Annotated in this window: 16 protein-coding genes and 1 pseudogene; 4 read left to right on the top strand and 13 right to left on the bottom strand. The window is 71.1% G+C overall.

Annotation, left to right across the window (positions count from 1 at the left end; genetic code table 11):
- Positions 1-68 precede the first annotated feature (68 nt).
- The 5 genes from ABE488_RS11640 to ABE488_RS11620 all read right to left on the bottom strand — a co-directional run bounded on the left by ABE488_RS11640 (position 69) and on the right by ABE488_RS11620 (position 7,418).
- The gene (locus ABE488_RS11640) at positions 69-2,033 is read right to left on the bottom strand and encodes a S9 family peptidase (protein WP_346448509.1); all 1,965 of its coding nucleotides are present in this window, start codon (positions 2,031-2,033) and stop codon (positions 69-71) included.
- Positions 2,030-3,010 carry an alpha/beta hydrolase fold domain-containing protein gene (locus ABE488_RS11635; protein WP_346448508.1) on the bottom strand — a complete coding sequence of 327 codons (981 nt, stop codon included), beginning with the start codon at positions 3,008-3,010 and terminating at the stop codon, positions 2,030-2,032. Before ABE488_RS11635 ends, ABE488_RS11640 begins: the two co-directional genes overlap by 4 nt.
- On the bottom strand, positions 3,007-3,639 hold the full coding sequence (locus ABE488_RS11630; RefSeq protein ID WP_346448506.1) for an FMN-binding negative transcriptional regulator: 633 nt from the start codon (positions 3,637-3,639) through the stop codon (positions 3,007-3,009). The genes ABE488_RS11635 and ABE488_RS11630 overlap by 4 nt, the downstream gene beginning before the upstream one ends.
- Entirely contained in the window at positions 3,639-5,093 is a 1,455-nt protein-coding gene (locus ABE488_RS11625) for an amidase family protein (protein ID WP_346448504.1), read from the bottom strand. The genes ABE488_RS11630 and ABE488_RS11625 overlap by 1 nt, the downstream gene beginning before the upstream one ends.
- A gap of 78 nt (positions 5,094-5,171) precedes the next feature.
- Complete coding sequence (locus tag ABE488_RS11620; protein ID WP_346448502.1) at positions 5,172-7,418, bottom strand: TonB-dependent receptor; 2,247 nt, start codon at positions 7,416-7,418, stop codon at positions 5,172-5,174.
- A gap of 302 nt (positions 7,419-7,720) precedes the next feature.
- Here ABE488_RS11620 and ABE488_RS11615 point away from each other — a divergent pair, with 302 nt between their 5' ends.
- Positions 7,721-8,212: an Lrp/AsnC family transcriptional regulator gene (locus ABE488_RS11615; protein ID WP_346441914.1), complete on the top strand. Its 492-nt coding sequence runs from the start codon at positions 7,721-7,723 to the stop codon at positions 8,210-8,212.
- Between the two features lie 19 nt (positions 8,213-8,231).
- Here ABE488_RS11615 and ABE488_RS11610 read toward each other — a convergent pair whose 3' ends face one another.
- The 6 genes and pseudogenes from ABE488_RS11610 to ABE488_RS11585 form a co-directional block, all read right to left on the bottom strand.
- Positions 8,232-10,325 (bottom strand): SMP-30/gluconolactonase/LRE family protein, encoded by a 2,094-nt coding sequence (locus tag ABE488_RS11610; RefSeq protein WP_346448501.1) that lies wholly within the window; start codon positions 10,323-10,325, stop codon positions 8,232-8,234.
- Position 10,326: 1 nt separating this feature from the next.
- The gene (locus ABE488_RS11605; protein ID WP_346448499.1) at positions 10,327-11,499 is read right to left on the bottom strand and encodes a class I SAM-dependent rRNA methyltransferase; all 1,173 of its coding nucleotides are present in this window, start codon (positions 11,497-11,499) and stop codon (positions 10,327-10,329) included.
- Positions 11,500-11,553: 54 nt separating this feature from the next.
- A complete protein-coding gene (locus ABE488_RS11600; protein ID WP_346448497.1) occupies positions 11,554-12,351 on the bottom strand; it encodes an endonuclease/exonuclease/phosphatase family protein in 798 nt (265 codons plus the stop codon).
- A 5-nt stretch (positions 12,352-12,356) separates the two neighbouring features.
- Positions 12,357-13,157 (bottom strand): thiol:disulfide interchange protein DsbA/DsbL, encoded by an 801-nt coding sequence (locus tag ABE488_RS11595; RefSeq protein ID WP_346441910.1) that lies wholly within the window; start codon positions 13,155-13,157, stop codon positions 12,357-12,359.
- 67 nt (positions 13,158-13,224) lie between these two features.
- Positions 13,225-13,884: a thiol:disulfide interchange protein DsbA/DsbL gene (locus tag ABE488_RS11590; protein ID WP_346448495.1), complete on the bottom strand. Its 660-nt coding sequence runs from the start codon at positions 13,882-13,884 to the stop codon at positions 13,225-13,227.
- Between the two features lie 346 nt (positions 13,885-14,230).
- Positions 14,231-15,001 (bottom strand): annotated as a pseudogene (locus ABE488_RS11585) (cytochrome c4); the annotation flags it as partial.
- 132 nt (positions 15,002-15,133) lie between these two features.
- On the opposite strand from ABE488_RS11585, the gene yihA reads away from it, so the two are divergent.
- A complete protein-coding gene (gene yihA, locus ABE488_RS11580; protein WP_346448493.1) occupies positions 15,134-15,763 on the top strand; it encodes a ribosome biogenesis GTP-binding protein YihA/YsxC in 630 nt (209 codons plus the stop codon).
- Positions 15,764-15,799: 36 nt separating this feature from the next.
- On the opposite strand, the gene ABE488_RS11575 is transcribed toward yihA, so the two are convergent.
- Together ABE488_RS11575 and ABE488_RS11570 are read right to left on the bottom strand one after the other, a co-directional pair.
- Complete coding sequence (locus tag ABE488_RS11575) at positions 15,800-16,093, bottom strand: hypothetical protein (protein ID WP_346441907.1); 294 nt, start codon at positions 16,091-16,093, stop codon at positions 15,800-15,802.
- An 89-nt stretch (positions 16,094-16,182) separates the two neighbouring features.
- Entirely contained in the window at positions 16,183-17,172 is a 990-nt protein-coding gene (locus ABE488_RS11570; RefSeq protein ID WP_346448491.1) for a trypsin-like serine protease, read from the bottom strand.
- Positions 17,173-17,731: 559 nt separating this feature from the next.
- On the opposite strand from ABE488_RS11570, the gene ABE488_RS11565 reads away from it, so the two are divergent.
- The gene (locus ABE488_RS11565) at positions 17,732-19,096 is read left to right on the top strand and encodes a glutamate--cysteine ligase (RefSeq protein WP_346441905.1); all 1,365 of its coding nucleotides are present in this window, start codon (positions 17,732-17,734) and stop codon (positions 19,094-19,096) included.
- A 47-nt stretch (positions 19,097-19,143) separates the two neighbouring features.
- On the top strand, positions 19,144-21,873 hold the full coding sequence (gene ppc, locus ABE488_RS11560; protein WP_346448490.1) for a phosphoenolpyruvate carboxylase: 2,730 nt from the start codon (positions 19,144-19,146) through the stop codon (positions 21,871-21,873).
- Positions 21,874-21,875: the final 2 nt, after the last annotated feature.

Below are 21,875 nucleotides of genomic sequence, written 5' to 3'. Positions count from 1 at the left end.
CGCCGAGGCGATGCCGTGATCCCGCACCCTGCCAGCCCGCGCGGCTGCGGACCGTGAACCGAGCCGGTTCAGCGCAGCGTGCGATCGAGCCAGTTGAGCACGCGCTGCTGCAGATCGATCTCGTGGGCCTGTTCGTGGAACCAGTGCGGGCCGCGCGGATAGGTGACCAGCTCGACCGGCGTGCCGTTGAAGCGAAGCGCGCGATGGAGCATCTGCGCCTGCGACAGTGGCACGCGCGCGTCGGCCTCGCCATGCAGGATCAGGACCGGGACGTGGATGTCGCGCGCGTGATGCACCGGCGATTGCGCGTCGTAGGTCGCGCGCTCGCGCAGCGGATCGCCGAAGTAGCCGGGCAGGTAGTCGGGCACGTCGTTGGTCAGCGCCGCGCTCGCCAGGTCGAGCACGCCGGCGCCGACGATCGCAGTGCGGAACCGGTCGCTGCGTGCGACCGCCCAGGCCGACAGGTAGCCGCCATAGCTCCAGCCACCGATCGCGACGCGCGCCGGATCGGCGATGCCGTCGCGCTCGAGCAGGTCGAGGCCGTCGAGCACGTCCTGCAACGGGCCGTCGCCCCAGTCGCCACGGGCGAGTTCGGCGAATTCGCTGCCGTGCCCTTCCGAGCCGCGCGGGTTGGGCAGCAACACGGCGTAGCCGCGTGCGGCGAGCAGCTGCGCCCATTCGTGCCACGAGCCCTGCCAGCCCGACCACCAGGCCCAACCCGGCCCGCCGTGGATCTGCACCAGCGTCGGCAGCCGCGTCGCACCATCCCAGTCGGGCGGGGTGACCAGCAGGGCGCTGATCAAACGGCCATCACGCGAGGCGGGCCATTCGAGTTCGCGCACCCGACCCAGCCGCCAGCCGGCGACCTGCCGGTGATGGTCGCTGCGTTGCGCCAGCCGCGTGCCGTCGAAGGTCCAGACATTGCCGGGGCTGTCGTCGCGCAGGCCGAGGTAGGCGGCGCGGCCATCGGCGGCGACGGTGAAACCGCGGAACGGAATCTGCGGCCGCGCGCGCTCGGTCGCCGCGCCGGTCGCCGCATTGAGCTGCACCAAGGCGCCGCGGATGCCGCGCTGGCCCTGGCCGAGCAGGGTCGCGTCATCCTGCCAGCGCGCCAGCCACAGCGTGCCCGGCCAGTGTTCGCCAAGCGCGACGCGGGTGTCGCGAGCGATGTCGTGCACGATCGGTGTGGCGACCATGCCGTGCGTGCCCAGGCGGCCGTACAGTAGCCGGGTGCCGTCGGGCGACCACTGCAGCGGATGCGCCGAGGCATGCGGTTCTAGCGGCGCACCGATGCGTCCGCTGGCGACGTCGAGCAAGACCACTGCCGAGTCGTACCAGTAGTCGTTGAGCGTGGTGCCCGAAGACGTGCGCAGCGCCAGCGTGCGGCCGTCGGGCGACCACGCCAGGTCGTGGACCTGCAGCCCGACCGGCGTGAGCGCGCGTGCCGCGCCATCGGGCAGCGCACGCAGCCACACGCGCGAGAAACGTGTCGGCTGCTCGACCACGACGGCATCGTCCTTGGCCGCCAGGCGCGCGGCCTCATCGGGCGAGGGTGGATCGGTCTGCAGCCAGGCGAGCCGGGTGCCGTCGGGCGACAGGTCGAACGCGGTCACATCGGCGGGCGTATCGGTGAGCGGTGTCGCCGCATCACCGTCGGCGTCGACGCGCCAGACCTGGGTCGGGCCGGTGGCGTCGGCGCCCGGTGGCCGACGGTCGGACAGGAACAACAACTGCCGGCCGTCACGCGACCAGCGCGGCTGGCGGTCCTGGGCGTCGTCCGGCACGGGCAGGGCACGCGGCGCAGTGTCGCCGTCGAACGCCACGCGCCAGACCTGCGTGCGTGGCGCTGCGCCGCCGGGCTGCGGCGTGCCGACGGTGTAGGCGATGCGGCGTCCGTCGGGCGCGATCTGCGGATCGTCGACGGCGGCCAGCGCGGCGATGTCCTCGGGGGTCGGCAGGTGGCCGTGCGCAGGGACGTGCGCGGACGCCAGTCCGGGTAACAGCAGCACGCCCAGCGCCAGACGGCGGATCATGCGCCCGCTCCGGCAGGCGCCAGCCGCGTGCGCAGCCAGCCGGCGCCGCGCGCCAGCGCATCGCGCGCGATGTCGGACACCGACATGGCCTCCAGGAAGCTGTGCGGCGCCCCGGCATACGCCTGCGCTTCTACCTCGACGCCGCTCGCACGCAGGCGCGCCGCCATCGCCGCATTCTGCGCCGCGAGCACGTCGCGTTCGCCCCACAGCAGCAGCGTCGCGGGCAGGCCGTGCAGTGCGGCATGCGCGGGCACGGCCGCGGGGTCGCGGCAGCGGTCCGCCGCCTCACCGAGATAGGCGCGCCAGTAATCGGCCATCTCGTCCGCGCCGAGCATCGCATCGGCGCCGCCCAGCGTCGTCGCCGAGTCGGCGTCGATCGCGGTGTCGAACGCACCGTAGTGCAGCAGCAAGCCGGCGAGTCCCGTCTGCCCGTCCGCGTCGCGCAATTGCAGTGCGCTGGCGAGTGCGAGATTCGCCCCGGCCGAGTCGCCGCCGATCGCCAGTCGCGTGGCATCGAGGCCGAAGTCGTCGGCGCGCGCGCGTAACGCACGCACCGCATCCACACATTGCCGCAGTGCGGTCGGATAGGGATGCTCGGGCGCAAGCGCGTAGTCGATCCCGACCACGACGATGCCCGCGCGCGCAGCGAGTTCGCGCATCAGCCGGTCGTGGGTGTCGAGGCTGAAGAGACACCAGCCGCCGCCGTGTACGTAGACCAGTGCCGGAGCCGGGTGGCTCGCGCCCGCCGGACGGTAGACGCGCACGTCGAAGGCGCCCGCCGCGCTGTCGATGCGATGCGTGGTGGTCTGCGCCATCGTCGGCCCACCCGCGCGCCACGGCGTCCGTACGGTCTCGGCGATCGCACGCCGCTGCGGCCAGTCGAGCGTGCGGCCGCCGGCCAGGCGGGCGCCTTCGCTGCAGATCGCGGTCACGAAGCCGCGCAGCATCGGGTCCAGCGCGTCGGGCGCGGCGCTCATGCGTCGTGGTCCGCGGCGAAGTCGCGCATCCAGTCGACCAGCATGTGTTCGCCGCCGCGGGTCAGGCCCGCGAGCAACTGCGCGAAGTCGTGCGGCGCTTCGTCCTGGCCGAGCTTGAACGTGGCGCGGGTGGCGACGATGTGGCCGCGGATCGCGGTCACTCCGCTCGCCAGCCGGGCGTAGCGTTCGCCCATTTCCTGCATCGACCAGGCAGCCGGGCGGCCCGCTTCCATCGACGTCACCAGCGCATCGAGCTCGTCGGCGATGTCGGCCTGGCTGTCGCTGCAGGCGACGTCCAGCGTGAACGCAGCCGCGGCGTAGTTCCAGCTCGGGGCCTGGGTGCGGTCGTCGAGCCAGCTCGGCGACACGTAGGCGTGCGGACCGATGACCAGGGCATGGGCCCGCGGATCGCGTTGCAGCCTGGCCACGTGCGGGTTGCGTCGTGCCAGGTGGCCGCGCAGTGCGACCAGCCGCCCCTGGGCATCGCATTCCACGCGCAGCGGCAGCGGGGTGAACGCCGCATCGTCGCCGCCGGGCGACACCAGCCAGGCGAAGGGTTGCGCCTGGACCAGGCGCACGATGTCGCCGTCGTGGCGGGGCGCATAGCGGGTGTCGCGGGCGTGACCCATCAGCGTGTGTCCTCGTGGTTGGCCACCGACGTCGGTGGCCAGCGATCTTGCCAGGGTGCGGCCGCCTCCAGTTCGTAGGCCAGCGCCAGCAGCAGGGCTTCGCGGCCGCGGTCGGCCGCGAACTGCACCCCGATCGGCAGGCCGCTGTCGCTGTGCGCCAGCGGCAGCGAGATCGCAGGGGTGCCGGCAAGGTTCTGCAGCGGCGTGTAGGAGATCCATTCGAACATCGCCGGCAACAGCGCGGCGAAGTCGCGGTCGGGCGCCAGCGTGCCCAGGGTCGGTGGCGGCGTGCGCAGGGTCGGACACAGCAGCACGTCGTAGTGCGCGTGGAAGCGCGAGAACAGGTCCGGCAGCGCGGCCATGGTCGTCCAGGCGCGTTCGAGCTCGGCGACCCCGCAGTGCGCCTCGTGCCACTGCGCCAGGCCCTGCGTCCACGGCTCGAGTGTGCGCTGCGCGAATGCGGCGCCGCCCTGGGCGGTCGCCAGTTCGACCGCGTCCACGCCCAGCCGCGACCACAAGGTGTGCAACGCCGCCCAGACCGCCTCGCCGTCCAGAGGCCAGGTCACCGCCTCGACCGCATGGCCCAGCGATACGCACAGCTGCGCGGCCGACTGCGTCGCCGCCGCGACCTCGGGAGCGGGCGCCAGCCCTGGCAGCGATTCGAGCACCAGTCCGATGCGCAGGCGTTGCCGATCCGGCCCGGTCACCGCGGCCGGGCGGTCGGGATGCGCGGTGGCGAAGGCCCAGGCGGTGTCGCGAACACTGCGCGACATCAGGCTGTCGGCGACGATCAGGTCCTCGATCGCATGGCGGCCGCGCACCTGCACGCAGGCCCCACGCCCGGGCTTGAGCCCGACGACGCCGCAGGCCGAGGCCGGAATGCGGATCGAGCCTGCACCGTCGCTGCCGTGCGCCAGCGGCACGATGCCGGCCGCGAGTGCGGCTCCGGCGCCGCCGCTGGAGCCGCCCGGCGAATGCGCGCGCGACCACGGGTTGCGCGTGACCGGGCCGAGCAGCGGTTCGGTCGAGCCCATCAGGCCGAACTCGGGCATCGCGCTCTTGCCGATCGCCACCAGGCCCGCAGTGTCGAAGCGCTGCACGAACGGCGGCGCCTCGGTCGCCGGTTCACTGCTACGGCTGCGCGAGCCGCCGCGCGTGGGCATGCCCGGTACGCGCAGCGAATCCTTCGCCAGCCATGGGACACCGGCCAGCGGCGCGGCCGGGTCCGGGCCTGCGGCATCTAGTGCGCGCGCGCGGCGCCGGGCATCGTCGAATGCCGGATGGCTCAACGCGCCGAGCGCGGGATCGATCAGTTGCGCGCGGACGATCGCCGCCTCGGTGAGTTCGAGCGCGGACACCTTGCCGCTGCTGCGCAGCGCGGCCTGCGCGTGCGCGTCCAGCCGGCCCAGCGCCAGCGCATCGGCGCGCCCGGCCGGGGAATCGAATGACGTCATGGACTCGTGCATCTCCTGTCGCGCCGTGCCCGGGTTGGGCCGGCATGAAGAATTGCGACGCGGCGCAGCCGCGTCGGATCAGTAGCGCCAGTGCACCGTCACGCCGAACGTGCGCGGCCGCACCAGGCCCTGGCCGATGCCGTTGACCTCGGACACGCTGCGGGTGATGCCGCGCACGTCGCCCAGGTTGCTGCCGAACAGGGTCAGGTCGGTGCTGCCGAAGGTCATGCGATAGCGCAGGTCGACGGTGTTGTAGTTGCCCTGGGTGTGACGGACCGCACCGGGCACGGCCGATGCCAGGTCGCTGATGCCGCTGCCGACGTACTGGTGGGCGAGCGTCAGCGTCGGCGCGAAGCGCGCGTCGAACTGGTAATTGAGCACGTTGCTGACGGTCCAGTCGGCCGAGCCTGGCAGCTGCGCACCTGCCGGCGCGGTGCCGGCCCAGAGGATCTCCAGGTCCTCGTCCAGTCGGGCCTGTTGCCAGGTCGCGGCCAACTGCCAGTCGAAGCCGGCGACCGGTCGCCAGGTGGTCGCCAGTTCGACGCCGCGGCTGTAGGCCTGGCCGCCGTTGCTGGCGTAGTTGTAGAAGTCGGGCGTTTGCAGGCGCAGTTGGATGTCCTTCCAGTCGACGTAGAACAGCGTGGCGTCGACCAGCCAGCGGCCGTCGGCGAAGCTGCTGCGTGCGCCGAGCTCGTAGTTGACCAGGCTGTCGCTGCGCGAGCCGGCGGGAATCGGGTAGGCGCTCAGGCCCCCTGTATTGGGTTCGCCGAAGCGGAAACCTTCCGACACCAGCGCGTAGACCATCAGGTCCTGAGACGGTGTCCAGGTCAGCGAGGCCTTCGGATTGAAGCCGTCCTCGTCGGTGCGCGCCCGGGTGACGACCGGGGCGCCGGGCCAGGTGGAGAACCCGACCTGGGTGCTGCGCGACTCGACGCGGGTGCGGAAGAAGCGGCCGCCGAGCGTGGCTTTCCACTGGTCGTTGAAATGGAACGTGCCCTCGCCGAAGACCGCCAGTTCGGTGCCGTCGAGATGGCTGTAGAACGCGTTGAAGATCGCGTCGTCCGGCGCGATGACCGCGCCGCTGCCCGGTCCGAACAGCGGCGAGCGGTCGAACGCCCCGGCCGCCCCCTGCGCGCCGAGCGCTTCGTAGGTGGCCTTGTCGGTCTGGAACACCATGCCCCCCACCAGCCACTCGAGCCGTTGCGCACCAGACGAGGCCAGCCGCAGTTCCAGGCTGCGTCCGGTGCTTTCGCCGCCAGATGCGATGTACAGCGGGGTGTCGAGATCGAGCCCGAGGTCGGCGTTGTAGGCGCCGCGGATCGGGGTGTAGTCGAACTGCCAGTCCTGGCGCTTGTCCTGCTGGGCGAGCAGCGCGGTCAGGGTCGCAAAGCCCAGGTCCTGGTCCAGCCGCAGGCTGTGCACCGCGACCCGCGTGTCGGTGAACTCGGGAATCGCGGTATTGCGCTCGAACTCGCCGAGCCCGGCGATGCGGTAGCTGTTGTCGTCGGCATCGGTGTTCTGCCACAGGCTCAACCAGCTCAGTGTGGTGGCCTGCGATGGCGTCAGCGTGACCGACAGTCGGCCGCCGGCGGTCCGGCTGTCGTTGCTGCCGTCGCGGCCCAGGCCGATGTTGTCGAGGTAGCCCGGGTCCTCGCGCAGCTGCGCGACGGCGCGCACCGCGAGCACATCCTGCGCGATCGGCAGGTTGACCATCGCCTTGGCGCCGAAGCCGACATCGGCATTGCGGGTCTGGCTGGCGGTGAGTTCGGCGGCGGCGTCGAAGCCCGAGGCATCGGCGAGGTTGGCGACGTAGTTGATCGCCCCGCCCATCGACGCCGAACCGAACAAGGTGCCCTGCGGTCCGCGCAGCACTTCGACGCGATTGATGTCGAAGGCGTCGATGTCGGGGACGACGATCGTCCAGCCCGGCTCGGTCAGCGGCACTTCGTTGAGGAAGTAGCCGGTCGTGGTCTGCCCCTGCACGTTGCCCGAGCTGGTCGCGATGCCGCGCATGACCACATGCGAGACGCCCGGCTGGTAGTTGTTGAACACCACGCCGGGCGTGCGCTGGATGTAGTCGCCCAGCGACTGTGCGCCGAGATCCTCGAGCTGCTGCCCGGTGACCGCCGACACCGAGCCGGCGATCTCGCGCACCGACTCCTGGCGTTTGCCGGCGGTGACGACGATGGTGTCGAGCTCGGTGGTCGAGGGTCCGGTTGCTGCGGCGTCCTGTGCCAGGGCCACGGCCGGGGCCGTCAGCAACGGCGTACACAGACAGGCCAGATGAACGGCGCGGGTCAGGCGTGAGACGGTAGGCGGCTGCATGGGAATCCCCGTTTGGCGGTGGCTGGACACGGATACGTCCGTGGCGCGGCTGGGCGTCCCCTTCCCGGCGCGCTGCGACGCGTTTCGAGTATTAGAAGACGTGCGCGACCGCGTCCAGCAGATTCCACGGCCGCCAATCATCGGCCAAGTCATTGAATCCAAATGGGAGGGTGCGGGTCCGCACCGCATATGCGACGGTATGGGGCGGCCAATTTCGCAGAATCTGCGTCCCGACCACCAAAATTCGGTACGTTGTACCGTCCATTGTCCCGACACCACCCCATCGTCCCGCCCATGCCGTCATGACGATCCGTCCGCCCGACCGCACCGACCTGAGAATCCTCGACGTGCTGCAGCAGGACGCGCGCATCACCAACCATGCGCTGGCCGAGCGCGTCGCGCTGTCGCCCAGCGCGTGTCTGGCGCGGGTGCGTGCGCTGGAGCAGCGCGGCCTGATCCGCAGCTACCGCGCCCAGGTCGCGGTCGATCGCATCCGCTCGGCGACGATCGTCATGGCGCAGGTCAGCTTCCGCCAGCATGCGCTCGAGGGGTTCACCGAGTTCGACCGGCGCATCCTGGCGATGCCGGAGATCGTCGAGGCCAGTCGCGTGTCCGGTCCCTACGACTACATGCTGCGGGTCATCGTCCGCGATGTGCACCACTGGAAGGACGTCGCCCGCGCGCTGCTCAGCGGCGACGACGGCGTGGAGAAGATCGTCTCGCACTTCCTGATGGACGAGGTCAAGGCCTTCGCCGGCTATCCGTTGACCGACGACGCGCCGGCGCTGCGCTGATTGGGGCGCCGCACGCGCCTCAATGCAGCCGCAGCGGCAGCGCGCGCGTGGCGGTGTTGCCGCTGGCATCGCGCACCACTGCGCGCAGCACATAGTCGCCGGCCGTCAGCGTCGCCGGATCCCACAGCGCCGGTTCGAGGCGGCCGTCGCGCACCACGTTGTTGACCGCATAGCGGAAGCGCGTGCGTGAGGCGCCGTGCACGGTGATGCCGCTGTCGGCCGCGTAGGCCACGCGCACCGCCTCGCGATGCGGCGGCATGCGGTCGAAGTCGATCGTCATCACCGGGGTCTCGAAGCCGGGCAGCGGCGTGCCGTCGGCCGTCAGCAGTTGCCAGCCCAGCGCGTGCAGGCCCAGGCGCCGGCGCGCCAGGTTGCCGTCGACCTGGTCCCAGGCCTCGACGACGATCTGCACGCCACCGCCCGCGCGCGGCACGCGCAGCCGGCCGTCTTCGCGCGCGACGATCGGCTGGTCGCTGGCGTCGAGCAGGGCGAGGTCATCGATGCGCGGCGCGACGGTGTCGACGAAGTTGCGGAAGCGCAGCCCGATCGCATTGCGCTGATAGCCGGGGGGGCCGACCATGAGGTGCACATGCGCCTGCGCGTTGATCGTGCCGATCGCATCGCCGGCGCGCAGCCGCGTGCCGCGCGGGATGCGCACGCGCGCGGTGCGCCCGTCGTCGCCCGCGATCAGTTGAAAGCGCGGGTCGAGCGCCTCGCCGCGCGGCGTGCGGCCCACGCACATGTGCATGTAGGTCAGCTCGTCGAGGACCAGATGCTCGGCCTGGTCGCCGAATCCGGCGGCGGCGAACGGGCTGGCGACCTTGGCGTCGGCGATCACCAGCACCGGGGTGCCGACATCGCCACGCACGTCGAACCCCGCATGCAGGTGGTTGCGCGACTCGCCGCGGAAGTTGCCGCGGACCTCGCCGAGCGTGCCGACGACCTCGTGCCAGCCGTCCTGCGGCGCCAGCGGCCAGCGGCCGCGGGTGTCGGGCAGCGCGATGTCGGGTGCCGGACCGACGGCGGCATTGGTGAGGTTCTGCTTGGCGCGTTGCGGGCGCACCTGCACGATGCGGTGCACGCGATGCGCGGCCGCGTCGGCGACCCACAGCCGGCTCCAGGCATCGAACGCGAGCCCGGCCGGTCGCGCCAGGCGCTGGGCCATGTCGCGGCCGGTCAGCACGTGCGTCTGCTCATCGGGCGCGACTTGCAGCACGCGCCCGCGCGCGAGTTCGCCGAGGTAGAGCCGGCCTTGGGCATCGATCGCGACCGAGATCGGCGCCGAGGGCGCGTCGCCCTGCAGGAGCGGCGTCGTCGTGCTGCCGTCTGGCGCGATGCGCCGCAGCGCGTGGTTGCCGGTATCGGCGACCCACACGCGGCCGTCGGCGTCGACGGCGATTCCGCTCGGTGTGTCGAAGCGCGCCTGCATCCCGCTGCCGTCGGCGAAACCCGGCCGGCCGTCGCCGGCCAGCGTGCGCACCTGGCCGTGCTCGATCACACGGATGCGGTCGTTGAAGCCATCGGCCACGAAGATCCGGCCGGACGTGTCGACTGCAACGCCGGTCGGCGCATGGAAGCGCGCTTGGCTCGCCGGGCCGTCGGCAAAACCGGCCTCGCCGGTGCCGGCGAGGGTCGTCACCGTGCCGTCGGGCGCGACGGCGCGGATCGCGTGGTTGCCGGTGTCGGCGACCAGCAGCGTGCCGGCGGCGTCGATCGCCAGACCCGAGGGCGTGTGGAAGCGCGCCTGCGCGCCGCGGCCGTCGGTGAATCCCTCCGCGCCGCCGGCGAGGGTGTCGACGCGGCCGTCGGCGCCGATCCGCCGGATGCGGTTGGATGCGCCGCCCTCGGCGACGAACGCCGTGCCGTCGGCCGCGACGACGATGCCGTAAGGGTCGTCGAAGCGCGCCTGGATACGATCGCCGTCGACCGCGCCGCGATGCCCGTCGCCGGCCGCCAGTTCAACGCGTGTCGGCAGGCCCGCCGGTGGCGGACCGAGCGGTGGCGGTTCGCTGTGCCGACGCTCCCACCAGACGCTGCCCGCGAGCGCGGCGAGCGTCAGTGCCGCCACGCCCCACAGCGCCCGGCGTGCGCCGGGCCGCAGCCGCGCCGTCACCCTAGTCGAGCACGCGGCAGAACACCGCCTTGAGATAGCGCGATTCCTGCACGTGCGCCAGGAACGGGTGATCGGGGCCGGCGCCGGCGACCTTCAGCACCTGGATCGTGCGGCCGGCGTAGAACGCCGCGCGGCGCAGCATGTCCAGGAACTGCTCCTCGCTGACCAGCCCGGTGCACGAGAACGTCGCCAGCAGGCCGCCCGGCTTCACCACGCCGAGTGCCAGCTTGTTCATGTCCAGGTACTTCTTCAGCGCCGGGATCACCTGGTCGCGATCGCGGGTCATCTTGGCCGGGTCGAGCACGACGACGTCGTAGGCGTCGCCCGCGTTCCCCGCATCACGCAGCCACGGGAAGATGTCGGCCTGCACGAAGCGGATGCGCACATCGTTGAGGCGGGCATTGCCCTTGGCGATCTCGATCACGTCCTCGTCGATGTCCACACCGACCACTTCGCTGGCGCCACGCACGGCTGCGTAGACACCGAAGCCGCCGGTGTTGCAGCACAGGTCGAGCATGCGCTTGCCCGCGACCTGGCGGCTGAGCCATTCGCGGTTCTCGCGCTGGTCGGCGAAGAAGCCGGTCTTGTGCGCCCCGGCCGGGTCGGCGCGGAAGCGCACGCCGTGCTCGGTGATGATCGCAGGCTCGGCGGGCGTGCTGCCGCGGAAGTCGAAGCTCTCCTGCTTCTGCACATGCTCGTCGGCGAAGCTGTGGAACCGGCAGCCGGGGAACTGCTCGCGCAGCGCCTCGAAGATCCAGTCGCGGTGGCGGAACGCGCCGGCGCTGAAGAACTCGACCACCAGCAGGTCGCCATAGCGGTCGACGACCAGGCCGCTGATGCCGTCGCCTTCGCTGTGCACCACGCGCCAGGCGTCGGAGACGGCGTCGAGCCCGAGTACCTCGCGGCGCAGCGCGACCGCGTCGGCGATCTTGCGCGAGAACCAGCCCGCGTCGACCGGGACATCGGGATGGGTTTCGAGAATGCGCACGGCGATGCGCGAATGGCCGTTGTAGAAGCCGCGGCCGATCCATTCGCCGTCGACGCCGACGACCTCGACGATGCTGCCGGGCTTGGGCCGCTGCGCGGGCTTGTCGACCAGGCGCTGAAAGATCCAGGGATGACTCGAACGCCAGGCGTTCTTGAGATGGACGACGGGGTTGGGCGTGTTGGTCATCGCGGCATTCTACGCGCTCGCCGCGCAGCGGCCGCTCGCAGAAGGGCGCGCGACTCAGCGGCGCAGCGCGTCGGCCGGTACCACCAGTTCGGTCGACAGCGCCAGGTGATCGGAGAACGCCGCCGGCAACGCCTGCATGTTCGTGCACTGCAGTGTGCGCGTGGCGAGGATGTGGTCGATCGCGCGCTGCGGTCGCCAACTGGGGAAGGTATGCACGGCGCAGGCCGGTGGTTGCAGCTCGGTGCCGCGGTAGAGCACGTCCATCTCTGGGCGGTCCCAGGTGCAGTTGAAGTCGCCCATCAGCACCGCGTTGGGATAGTCCTGCAGCACCTCGGAGATGAAGGCCAGCTGCGCGCGTCGCGACTGTGCCCCCAGCGACAGATGCGCGATGGCGACCACCAGGCCTTCGGTGCCCTCGCCGAACCGGCTCAGCAGCACGCCGCGGCCGCCGATCCGGCCGGGCAGGGCGTGGTTGATGACCTCGACCGGCTCGAGCCGGCTCAGCAACCCGTTGGCGCTGGAGGCGACCGCGCCGACGCGGCGGTTGGGCTGGTGGCTCCAGAACGCGAAGCCGCCGCGCTCGGCGAGGTAGTGGGTCTGGTTGGTGAAGCCCGAGCGCCAACTGCCTGGGTCGGCCTCCTGCAGGCCGACGATGTCGTGACGGCCGGCCAGCGCCGCGATCGCGTCGAGCGCGGTGCGCTTGCCGGCCGGCAGTACGTGCGACCAGCTGCGGGTCGCATAGTCGCTGTAGCGGCGCGTACTCGAACCGGCCTGGATGTTGGCGCTGAGCAGCCGCAGGCGCTGCGGTGCGGGTTCGGACACTGGGGCGGGCGTGGGGTCGGGCTGCGACATCGGCCCTAGCGTGCGGCACGCTCCGTTGCGATCAGGTGATCGGCAATGCGCAGGACGTCCTCGAGCGAGCGGCCGCCGATCACGCGGTACTTGCCGTCGATGATGATCGTCGGCGTGGCGTCGACGCCACTGCGCATCGCGAACTGCCGTGCCCGGCCCAGGTTCGCATTGACCGCGAAGCTCTGCATCGTGCTGCGGAAGCGCTGCGGGTCCACACCCAGGCTGCCGTAGAACGCCACGATGCTGTCGGCATCGGCGTTCTGACGCAGCTTGCGTTCGATGTGGACGGCGTTGAACGTCGCATCGTGGGTGCGCGCCAGCGTGCCCATCGCCTCGGAGGCATAGAACGCACGCGGGAACTGGTCGCGATCGTCGAACGTCGCCGGCACGGCGACGAAATGCACGTCGTCGGGCAGCTTGGCCTTCCAGGCGTTGAGCAGCGGCTCGAACGCCGCGCAATGGCCGCACCAGTACGCGAACACTTCGGCGACCTCGATCTTGCCGGCGGTCTGCGCGAACGGCTGGCCGTTGTCGATCACGACGTAGTCGGTGCCGGCGACCGGGGCCGGGCCCTCGGGCGCGACGACCGGATTGTGGTTGGGGGCCGGTGCGGCGGCCTCTGCCCCGGGGCTCGGCTCGGCGGCCGGCGGCTGGGTCGCGTCGGGCGCGGGCGTCTGCTCGCTTGCGGGGGCGCTGGCCGGCGCGGTCGGCGCGGCGTCGGGCGTGGCGGCCGGGTCGGGCTGCTGCCCGCAGGCGGCGATCAGGACGGGGGCGAGCAGCACCAGCAGGGAATGGCGGATCTTCATGGACGGTCTCTCGATGTGAGCGGTCGGTACGGGGGCCCGGTCGCCGGTGTGGCGGCGGCGCGTCGGCTCAGGGCCGGACGCGTTCCCGGGCGATGAGCTGGTCGGCGATCGTCAGCGCGCCCTCGAGGGTACGCGCCTGGACCCGGTAGCGGCCATTGATGATGAGCGTCGGCGTGCCCTGCAGGCCACTGCGCTGCGCGAAGGCCTGCGCCGCGTTCAGTCGCTCGTCGGTCTGTGCGCTGGTCATCGCGGTCTTGAACGCGGCCTGTGACGGCGCGCCGTGCGCGGCGTAGAACGCCGCCAGCGCATCGAGGCTCGCACCGCTGCGCGGCAGCTGGCCGGTCTTGTGGACGGCGTCGAACACCGCGGCATGCGTGCGCTTGTCGATGCCGAGCGATTGCGCGGCGAAGAACGCCCGCGCGAACGGGTCGCCCGCGGTGAACACCGCCGGCAGATAGGTGAAGCGCACATCGCGCGGCTGCCGGGCCAGCCACGCGTCGATCATCGGCTGGAAATGGAAGCAGTGGATGCAGCCGTAGGAGAACACCTCGACCACCTCGATGTGACCATCGAGCGGCTGCCATGGCGTGCCGCCCTCGATCACGGCGTAGTCGACGTTCTCCACCGGCGCGGGCGACTGCGCGGCGGCGGGCAGGGCGGCCGCCAGCGCGAGCAGCGCGCAGGCCAGCCAGCGGCACCAGGCGGAAACGGAGCGGGAGACGGACATGGCGGCGTGGACTCCTGGAGCGGCGCGGCGCAGGCCGGCCGGGAACACGGGGATGGACACAGGGTGGGACAGACACGCGAACGCCGGCGCGGGAAGCCCGGCCGGCGTTGCGGACAATACGGGATCGGGCGGGACCGTGCATGGCCCCCGCCCGGCGGCGCACTCACTCGGTCGCGGGCGCCGGCTCGGCGGGCGCGTCGGCAGCCGGGGCCGTATCGGCGGCGCCGTCGCCCTGTTGGGCCTGGTCGGCAGTCTCGTCGGTCGGCGGGACCGGCTGCTCGGCCGGCGGCGTGGCCGGTGCCGGCATCGCCGCGGCCTGGGCCTCGATCGCGGCCAGCATCTTCGGGTCGGGGCGTTGGTGCAGGCCCTGCATGTAGCTGGCGAGTGCCTCGATTTCCTGGTCGGTCAGGGGCTTGGCGACCGTGGCCATGATGTCGAACAGATGGCGGTCGGCCTCGTGGGTCTCGCCGGCACGGTAGGCCTGCAGGCGCGCGGCGCTGTACCAGGCCTGCTGGCCGCCGACGTGCGGATATGCCGGGCCCGGGTTGCCGCTGCCCGCCGGGCCGTGGCAGGCCATGCATGCCGGGATGCCGCGCTTGGCGTCGCCGCTGCGGAACAGCGTCTGGCCGATCTCGTAGAACTTCATGCCGTCGTAGGGCCCGCCTTCGACGACCGCATCGTCGGCGATGCCCGCACCGCTCTTCTGCAGCGCGTAGTGCGCGCCCAGGTCGCGCATGTCCTGCGCGCTGAGCATCGCGGCGAACGGCTGCATGATCGGGCTCATGCGCTCGCCGCTCTTGAACAGCGCGAGTTGGCGGGCGATGTAGCGCTCGCCCTGTCCGGCGATGCGCGGATAGACCGTCGGCGCGGCATCGGCATTGCCGTCCACGCCATGGCAGGCGGCGCAGGTGCCGGCCAACTGGCCGCCCTTCTGCGCATCGCCCGGACGCGCCTTGGCCAGCGCGGCGACCGCGTTGACGTCGGGATGGCTGTCCAGGTCGACGGCCTCCACCTCGGGGGCATCGGGCAGCGGCGCCACGGTGGACTGGGCGAACGCGACCGCGCCGACCACGAGGGCGGCAAGGCCGGCGATAGCAAAGACGCGAGCGTGGCGCATGGCTGGGCTCCGAGAATTCTCGACGCTGCGGCCGGCGGAATGCGGCTCGCGAGGGTTGAAATTATGTGTGGCGGACCCGAAGCGGTCAAACCGCGACCGGACGCCGCAGGGGCGGTGTGCCAAGCTATGCCGATGGCCAATCCTTTCAATCGCGCCGCGTACTTGCTCGCCGCGCACGTTCCGCGCCAGCTTCCGCCCGACGACGGCTTCGAGGTCGCATTCGCCGGTCGCTCCAACGCCGGCAAGTCCAGCGCGCTCAATGCACTGTGCCGGCAGAACGCCCTGGCGCGCGTGTCCAAGACCCCGGGCCGCACCCAGCAGCTGGTGTATTTCGAGCTGCCGCCGCACGAGCGCCGGTTCCTGGTCGACCTGCCGGGTTACGGCTACGCCAAGGTGCCGCGCGAACTGCAAGCGCACTGGCAGGCGTTCATCGCCGACTACTTCGCCCAGCGCCAGGCGCTGCGCGGCCTGGTGGTGGTCATGGATATCCGCCACCCGCTCAAGGACTACGACCGGCAGATGATCGAGTTCGCGGTCCGCAACGGCACGCCGGCGCACGCGCTGCTGACCAAGGCCGACAAGCTCGGCCGCGGCGCGGCAGGCAACACCTTGCAGGCGGTGCGCCGCGAACTGCAGGCCCAGCACGGCGATCAGGTCAGCGTGCAGACCTTCTCGTCGGAGTCCAAGGCCGGCGTCGACGAACTGCGCGCGGTGGTCGCGCGCTGGATGGAGATCGGCGCACCCGCTGCCGGCGCCGACTAGCCGGTGCGAGGCGCCCGGTGCGAGGCGCCCGGTGCGTTACTGCGGCGCGGTCGGACGCGCCACGCCGACCCGCGGCATCGCTTCGAGTTCGTCGATCACCTCGCGCGGCGCGCGCAGGCGGATCTGCACCGGGAACGATTCCTGTATCACGACGTCCTTGACGACGCCGCGCCGTTCCAGCGCCTGGACCCGCTCGAGCACCGGATCGGGCGATTCGGCGCTGCCCGCGATCGTCGCCGCTTCCAGCGGTGCGCGCTGGGTGGACGGGGGCGTGGCGCCGCAGGCGGTCAGCAGCACCGGCAGGGCGAGGGCGGCAAGCATCGATTTCATGGCGTCTCCCGTGGCGTCTGGAAGGAACGCCATGGCGCCCGTGCTCGGGACGCCATGGCGGTTGTCGGCCTGCAACGGCAACGCGCCGGTCAGGGGTTGGCGGAGATCCAGTTCTGCACCGTGTTCTGCACTGTGGCAGTGATCCGTGTCCCGCAGTTCTGGCTCGACGAGCCGGTCGTGTGCACACCGCGCACGACATAGCCGCTGTCGTAGATGCCGCTGCCGCTGTTGCCGCCGGCGGTGTCGATCGTATAGCAGAGTCGGAACGAGCCGCTGGTGTTGACCGTGCCCGAGTGCCGCCACATCGTGCCGAACGGCTTGTCGCCCGGGTAGCCGGTGATGGTGTGCGTGCCGCCGCCGTAGGTGCCCCAGGCCGCGTAGCCGCCGTGCGCAGGCGCGCTGAGCACGATCAGCGCGTAGTCGTAGTTGGTGTTGCCGCCGTTGTGGTATTCGGCGGTCGTCATGACCCGGCTCCAGGACGTCGTGCCCCAGGGCTGGTAGCTGCCGTTCTGCGCCACAGTGAAGTTGAGGCTGGAATAGAAACTGCCCGCCCCGTTGGAGACGCAATGCCCGGCGGTGAGCACATGCTTCGGCCCGATCAGCGTGCCGGTGCAGCCGATGCCGATGCGGCCGATGTTGTAGAACGGTGCAACGGTGGTGTTGGTCACCTGCACGCGATTGTCGGCGCCGATGACGACCTTGGGCGAAACCGTCGGCAGGCCGTCGGTCCGGGGCAGCGAGGGGGGCATCCCGGGCGTTGCGGCGGGGGTGCGGCCCAGGACCTCCAAGGCCTCGATCGCCTGCTCGAACAGTGCGACGTCGCGCGGGTCCATCGTCGCGATGAACTGGTCGCCCTCGCGCGTGGCCATGATCGTGGTCAGGCCCGCGGCCTTCTGCAACAGGGTCGGAGGCCGGCCGGCGGTGGCGTTCTCGGGCTGGATGCCCGTCACCAGGTCGTCGCCGTGGATGAACCGGGCCTTCTCGCCCAACCTTTCGAACTTCAAGGGCTCGGCGCTCGCGACGCTGGCGCTCAGTGCGCCCAGCGCGAGGGTCAACCCCAGTACGGTCACATGCTTCATCGTAAAACTCCTTGTGTCGATGGATGGTCCTCGAGAGGGAATGCGCCGGAAAGAGCGTGTCGCAAGTACCCCGGGCCGCCCGGCGGTGCGGTCCGGCATGGCGTCGAAGGCGATGCGGCATCGATGCCGGTCGACGCGCAGCCAATGCGATGCGTCGATACAGCAATGACCTCGGAGCACCTCCCTGTCCTGCGTCGCGACATGCGGCGACTGGCATCCAGCCGATACGGCGTGCGACAGCGCGGTGCGACACGATGTCGCAGCGATCGCGAGCGACCACTATGGGCGCAAACCCGGTGCCTGGCTGTGATTGGAGTCACGGATGATCGGACGCGCCTGCGCCTGCCCACATTCATCTGGACGTGAATACGACCGCGCCACGCGCCGGGCATCGTGCGGTCGCCCCGGCAGGCGTCCAGCGTCGCCGGGGCGAGCGCTGCATCGGCGGAAATCTGCGGCCCGATCCGCTCAACGATTGCCGCCGAAGCAACCGGTATAGTGCGCGGATTCCGCGGCTGGCCTGCGGCTGTCCCCGCCATTTCCGCCGAGCATCATCGCCTTGTCCAGCCCCAGCCACGTCGCCGATACGCCGATCACCGACCGCAACGCACTGGTGGAGGTGCTGGCCTCGGGCGAGAAGCCGGCCGCCGACTGGCGCATCGGCACCGAACACGAGAAGTTCGGCTTCCGCCTGTCCGACCTGCGCCCGCCGACCTTCGATGGACCGCAGGGCATCGAGGCGCTGCTGACCGGGCTCACTCGCTTCGGCTGGGCGCCGGTCGACGAGAACGGCCGCACTGTCGCCTTGCTCAAGGACGGTGCGTCGGTGACGCTCGAGCCGGCCGGACAGCTGGAGCTGTCGGGCGCGCCGCTGATCGACATCCACGCCACCTGCAGCGAGGTGCACACGCACCTGCGCGAGGTGCGCGCGGTCGCCGAAGCGCTCGGCCTGGGCTTTCTGGGCATGGGCTTCCAGCCCAAGTGGCGGCGCGACGAGATGCCGTGGATGCCCAAGGGCCGCTACCGGATCATGCGCGACTACATGCCCAAGGTCGGCACGCTCGGCCTGGACATGATGACCCGCACCTGCACGGTGCAGGTCAACCTGGACTACGCGTCCGAAGCGGACATGGTCAAGAAGTTCCGCGTGTCGCTGGCGCTGCAGCCGGTGGCGACCGCGCTGTTTGCCGATTCGCCGTTCACCGAAGGCAAGCCCAACGGCTTTCTCAGCTACCGCTCGCACATCTGGACCGACACTGACGCCGATCGCACCGGCATGCTGGACTTCGTGTTCGAGGACGGCTTCGGCTACGAGCGCTACGTCGACTACCTGCTCGACGTGCCGATGTACTTCTCCTATCGCGATGGGGTTTACCACGACGCCAGCGGTCAGAGTTTCCGCGACTTCCTGCGCGGCCGGCTGCCGGCGCTGCCCGGTCAGCTGCCGACGCTGCGCGACTGGTCCGATCACATGACCACCGCGTTCCCGGAGGTGCGGCTCAAGAAGTACCTGGAGATGCGCGGCGCCGACGGCGGCCCCTGGAGCCGGTTGTGCGCGTTGCCCGCGTTCTGGGTTGGCCTGCTCTACGACGACACCGCGCTCGATGCCGCCTGGGATCTGGTGCGCGACCTCACGCTCACCGAGCGCAACGCGCTGCGCGACGCGGTGCCCCGGCAGGCGCTCGCCACGCCGTGGCGCACGGGCACGCTGCGCGATCTCGCGGTCGAGGCGCTGAAGATCTCCGCCGCCGGCCTGCAGCGTCGCGCCCGCCACAACGGCGACGGCCAAGACGAGCGCGTGTTCCTGGACACGCTGATCGAGATCGCCGAGTCGGGGCAGACCCCGGCCGAGCAGAAGCTCGCGCTCTACCACGGCCCCTGGCAGGGCGACATCGATCGCGTGTTCCGCGAGTTCGCCTACTGACGCGCGGCCGTCACCCACCACGGGCCCGGCTTGTGTAAGTTGTCGGGATGACGCCAGACGCCACCCGAGAGTCCGCCCTGCCGCTGCGCGAAGTCGAGTTCGCGCGTACCGATACTCTGCTGCGCGACGATGTCCGCCGACTCGGCGCGATGGTCGGCGACATGCTCGCCGAACAAGCCTCGCCGGCGCTGCTCGAGCGCGTCGAGGCGCTGCGGCGCGCGGCGATCGCACGGCGCGAGTCCGGTACGCCGGTCGATGCGCTGGCCGAGGGGCTGTCGCAGGTCGCCACCGACGATGCCGAGGCGCTGGTGCGCGCGTTCGCCGCCTATTTCGGTGCGGTCAACCTCGCCGAGCGCGTGCACCGCATCCGCCGTCGCCGCGACTACCAGCGCGCCAGCGACGCGCCGCAGCCCGGTGGCTTGGAGGCGGCGGTGCGCGCACTGCACGACGATGGCGTGACGCTCGACGACCTGCAGGCCTGCCTTTCACGGTTGCACGTCGAGCCGGTGTTCACCGCGCACCCCACCGAGGCGGTGCGCCGGGTGCTGCTGGAAAAGGAGCGCACGATCGTCGAGCGGCTGATCGCCGACATCGACCGCGAACGCACCCCGACCGAACGCCGGGCCGACGATGCCCGGATCGGGCTGGCACTGGCGTCTGCCTGGCAGACCTCCGAGTCGCCCGCGCGCAAGCCCACCGTCGCCGACGAGGTCGATCACGTCGGGTTCTATCTGTCGAATGTGCTCTACCGTGTACTGCCGGTGTTCTACGAAGCGCTCGGCGACGCGATCGAACGCGTCTACGGCACGCGTCCGGCGCTGCCGCAGGTGCTGCGCTTCGGGACCTGGGTCGGCGGCGACATGGACGGCAATCCCAACGTCAACGCCGACACCATGCGCGCCGCGCTCGGCGCCCAGCGCAGCCAGGCGCTGGCGCAGTACCGCCGCGACCTGCGCGGGCTCGGCAATGTGCTCACGCAAACACTGGGCCGCGCCACGATCGACGAATCGATCATGGCGCGAGTCGACGACTACCGGCGCCGCCTGCCCGACGCCGAGGCCGCACTCAACCCGCGCCATGCCGACATGCCGTACCGGCGCCTGCTCGATCTGATGCAGCTGCGACTGCGCCTGACCGATGCCGATCACCGCGCCGGCTACGCGGATGCCGACGCGTTCCTCGCCGATCTGGTGTTGATGGATACGAGCCTGCGCGGCAACCGTGGCGATCACGCCGGCCTGTTCGCGCTCGAACGCCTGCTGTGGCGTGTGCGTACGTTCGGCTTCCATCTCGCCGCGCTCGATCTGCGCCAGGATTCGGCCGTGCACGACGAGGTGCTCGGCCGCATCGACGACAGCGACTGGTCCGCGCTCGAGGTCGAGGCGCGCGTCGAGCGTCTGCACGCCATGCTCGATGCGCCCCCGAAGGCCAACGGCGCGCTGTCCAACGCGACCGTCGCCTCGACGCTGGGCGTGTTCGACGCGGTCACCGATCTGCGCCGCAGTCATGGTGAATCCGCGACCGGGCTGTACATCATCTCGATGGCGCGCAGCGCCGCCGATGCGCTGGCGGTGCTGGCGCTGGCGCGCATCGCCGGCTGCGTCGAGAACGGCGACGTGCCGCTCGACGTCGCGCCGTTGTTCGAGACCGTCGACGACCTGGAGGCGGCGCCGGCCGTCATGCGCGCGCTGTTCGACGATCCCCGCTATCGGGCGCACCTGACTACGCGCGGCAATCGCCAGACGGTGATGCTCGGCTATTCGGACAGCGCCAAGGACGGCGGCCTGCTGGCCTCGCGCTGGGCACTGCAGCGCACCCAGGTCGAACTGACCGCACTGGCCCAGGCCGCCGGGGTGCGCATCGCGTTCTTCCACGGCCGCGGCGGCTCGGTCAGCCGCGGCGGCGGCAAGACCGGACGCGCGATCCATGCCGCGCCGCGCGGCTCGGTCGACGGCGTGCTGCGGGTGACCGAGCAGGGCGAAGTGATCCACCGCAAGTACGGCATCCGCGCGCTGGCGCTGCGCAATCTCGAACAGACCGCCGCCGCGGTGCTGCAGGCCACACTGCGACCACGCCCGGCCGACCCGCGCGAGGACGCCTGGCGGGACCTGGCCGGCGACCTGGCCGAAGTGTCGCGCACGCACTACCGCGCGCTGGTGCACGAACGCCAGGACTTCCCCGACTACTTCCGTGCCGCCACGCCGATCGATGTCATCGAACGGCTGCAGATCGGCTCGCGGCCCTCGCGCCGACGCGAAGGCGGCATCGCCAACCTGCGCGCGATTCCCTGGGTGTTCGCCTGGGCGCAGAACCGTTCCGGCCTGACCGGCTGGTACGGCCTGGGGACCGCGCTCATGCACGGCATCGAGCGCCACGGTCGCGAAGCGATGAGGGAGATGGCGCGCGACTGGCCGTTCTTCCGCGCTGCGCTCGACGATGTCGAGATGCTGCTGGCCAAGAGCGACATCGATATCTTCGAGCGCTACTCGCAGTTGGCCGGCGATGCCCATGCGGTGTTCTTCCCCGAGATCGCGGCGGAGTTCTGCCGCACCCGCGACGCGATCCTGCTGCTCAAGGACCAGGACACGCTGCTGGCCGACGACTATCGCCTGCAGCTGTCGATCCGCCTGCGCAACCCCTACGTCGATCCGATCAGCCTGCTGCAGGTCGAACTGCTGCGCCGCTGGCGCGCGGCCAACCGCGAGGACGACGACCTGCTGCGTGCGTTGATCTCGACCGTCAACGGCATCGCGGCGGGCATCCAGAACACCGGGTGAGC

Source organism: Luteimonas sp. TWI662, from assembly GCF_039673825.1.
Lineage (GTDB): Bacteria > Pseudomonadota > Gammaproteobacteria > Xanthomonadales > Xanthomonadaceae > Luteimonas.
This window is presented reverse-complemented; position numbering and strand designations above follow the sequence as displayed.

Coding starts and splice junctions, on each gene's coding strand:
- ABE488_RS11640 (WP_346448509.1), bottom strand. CDS start 2,033: ATGATCCGCCGTCTGGCGCTGGGCGTGCTGCTGTTACCCGGACTGGCG.
- ABE488_RS11635 (WP_346448508.1), bottom strand. CDS start 3,010: ATGAGCGCCGCGCCCGACGCGCTGGACCCGATGCTGCGCGGCTTCGTG.
- ABE488_RS11630 (WP_346448506.1), bottom strand. CDS start 3,639: ATGGGTCACGCCCGCGACACCCGCTATGCGCCCCGCCACGACGGCGAC.
- ABE488_RS11625 (WP_346448504.1), bottom strand. CDS start 5,093: ATGACGTCATTCGATTCCCCGGCCGGGCGCGCCGATGCGCTGGCGCTG.
- ABE488_RS11620 (WP_346448502.1), bottom strand. CDS start 7,418: ATGCAGCCGCCTACCGTCTCACGCCTGACCCGCGCCGTTCATCTGGCC.
- ABE488_RS11615 (WP_346441914.1), top strand. CDS start 7,721: ATGACGATCCGTCCGCCCGACCGCACCGACCTGAGAATCCTCGACGTG.
- ABE488_RS11605 (WP_346448499.1), bottom strand. CDS start 11,499: ATGACCAACACGCCCAACCCCGTCGTCCATCTCAAGAACGCCTGGCGT.
- ABE488_RS11600 (WP_346448497.1), bottom strand. CDS start 12,351: ATGTCGCAGCCCGACCCCACGCCCGCCCCAGTGTCCGAACCCGCACCG.
- ABE488_RS11595 (WP_346441910.1), bottom strand. CDS start 13,157: ATGAAGATCCGCCATTCCCTGCTGGTGCTGCTCGCCCCCGTCCTGATC.
- ABE488_RS11590 (WP_346448495.1), bottom strand. CDS start 13,884: ATGTCCGTCTCCCGCTCCGTTTCCGCCTGGTGCCGCTGGCTGGCCTGC.
- yihA (WP_346448493.1), top strand. CDS start 15,134: ATGGCCAATCCTTTCAATCGCGCCGCGTACTTGCTCGCCGCGCACGTT.
- ABE488_RS11575 (WP_346441907.1), bottom strand. CDS start 16,093: ATGAAATCGATGCTTGCCGCCCTCGCCCTGCCGGTGCTGCTGACCGCC.
- ABE488_RS11570 (WP_346448491.1), bottom strand. CDS start 17,172: ATGAAGCATGTGACCGTACTGGGGTTGACCCTCGCGCTGGGCGCACTG.
- ppc (WP_346448490.1), top strand. CDS start 19,144: ATGACGCCAGACGCCACCCGAGAGTCCGCCCTGCCGCTGCGCGAAGTC.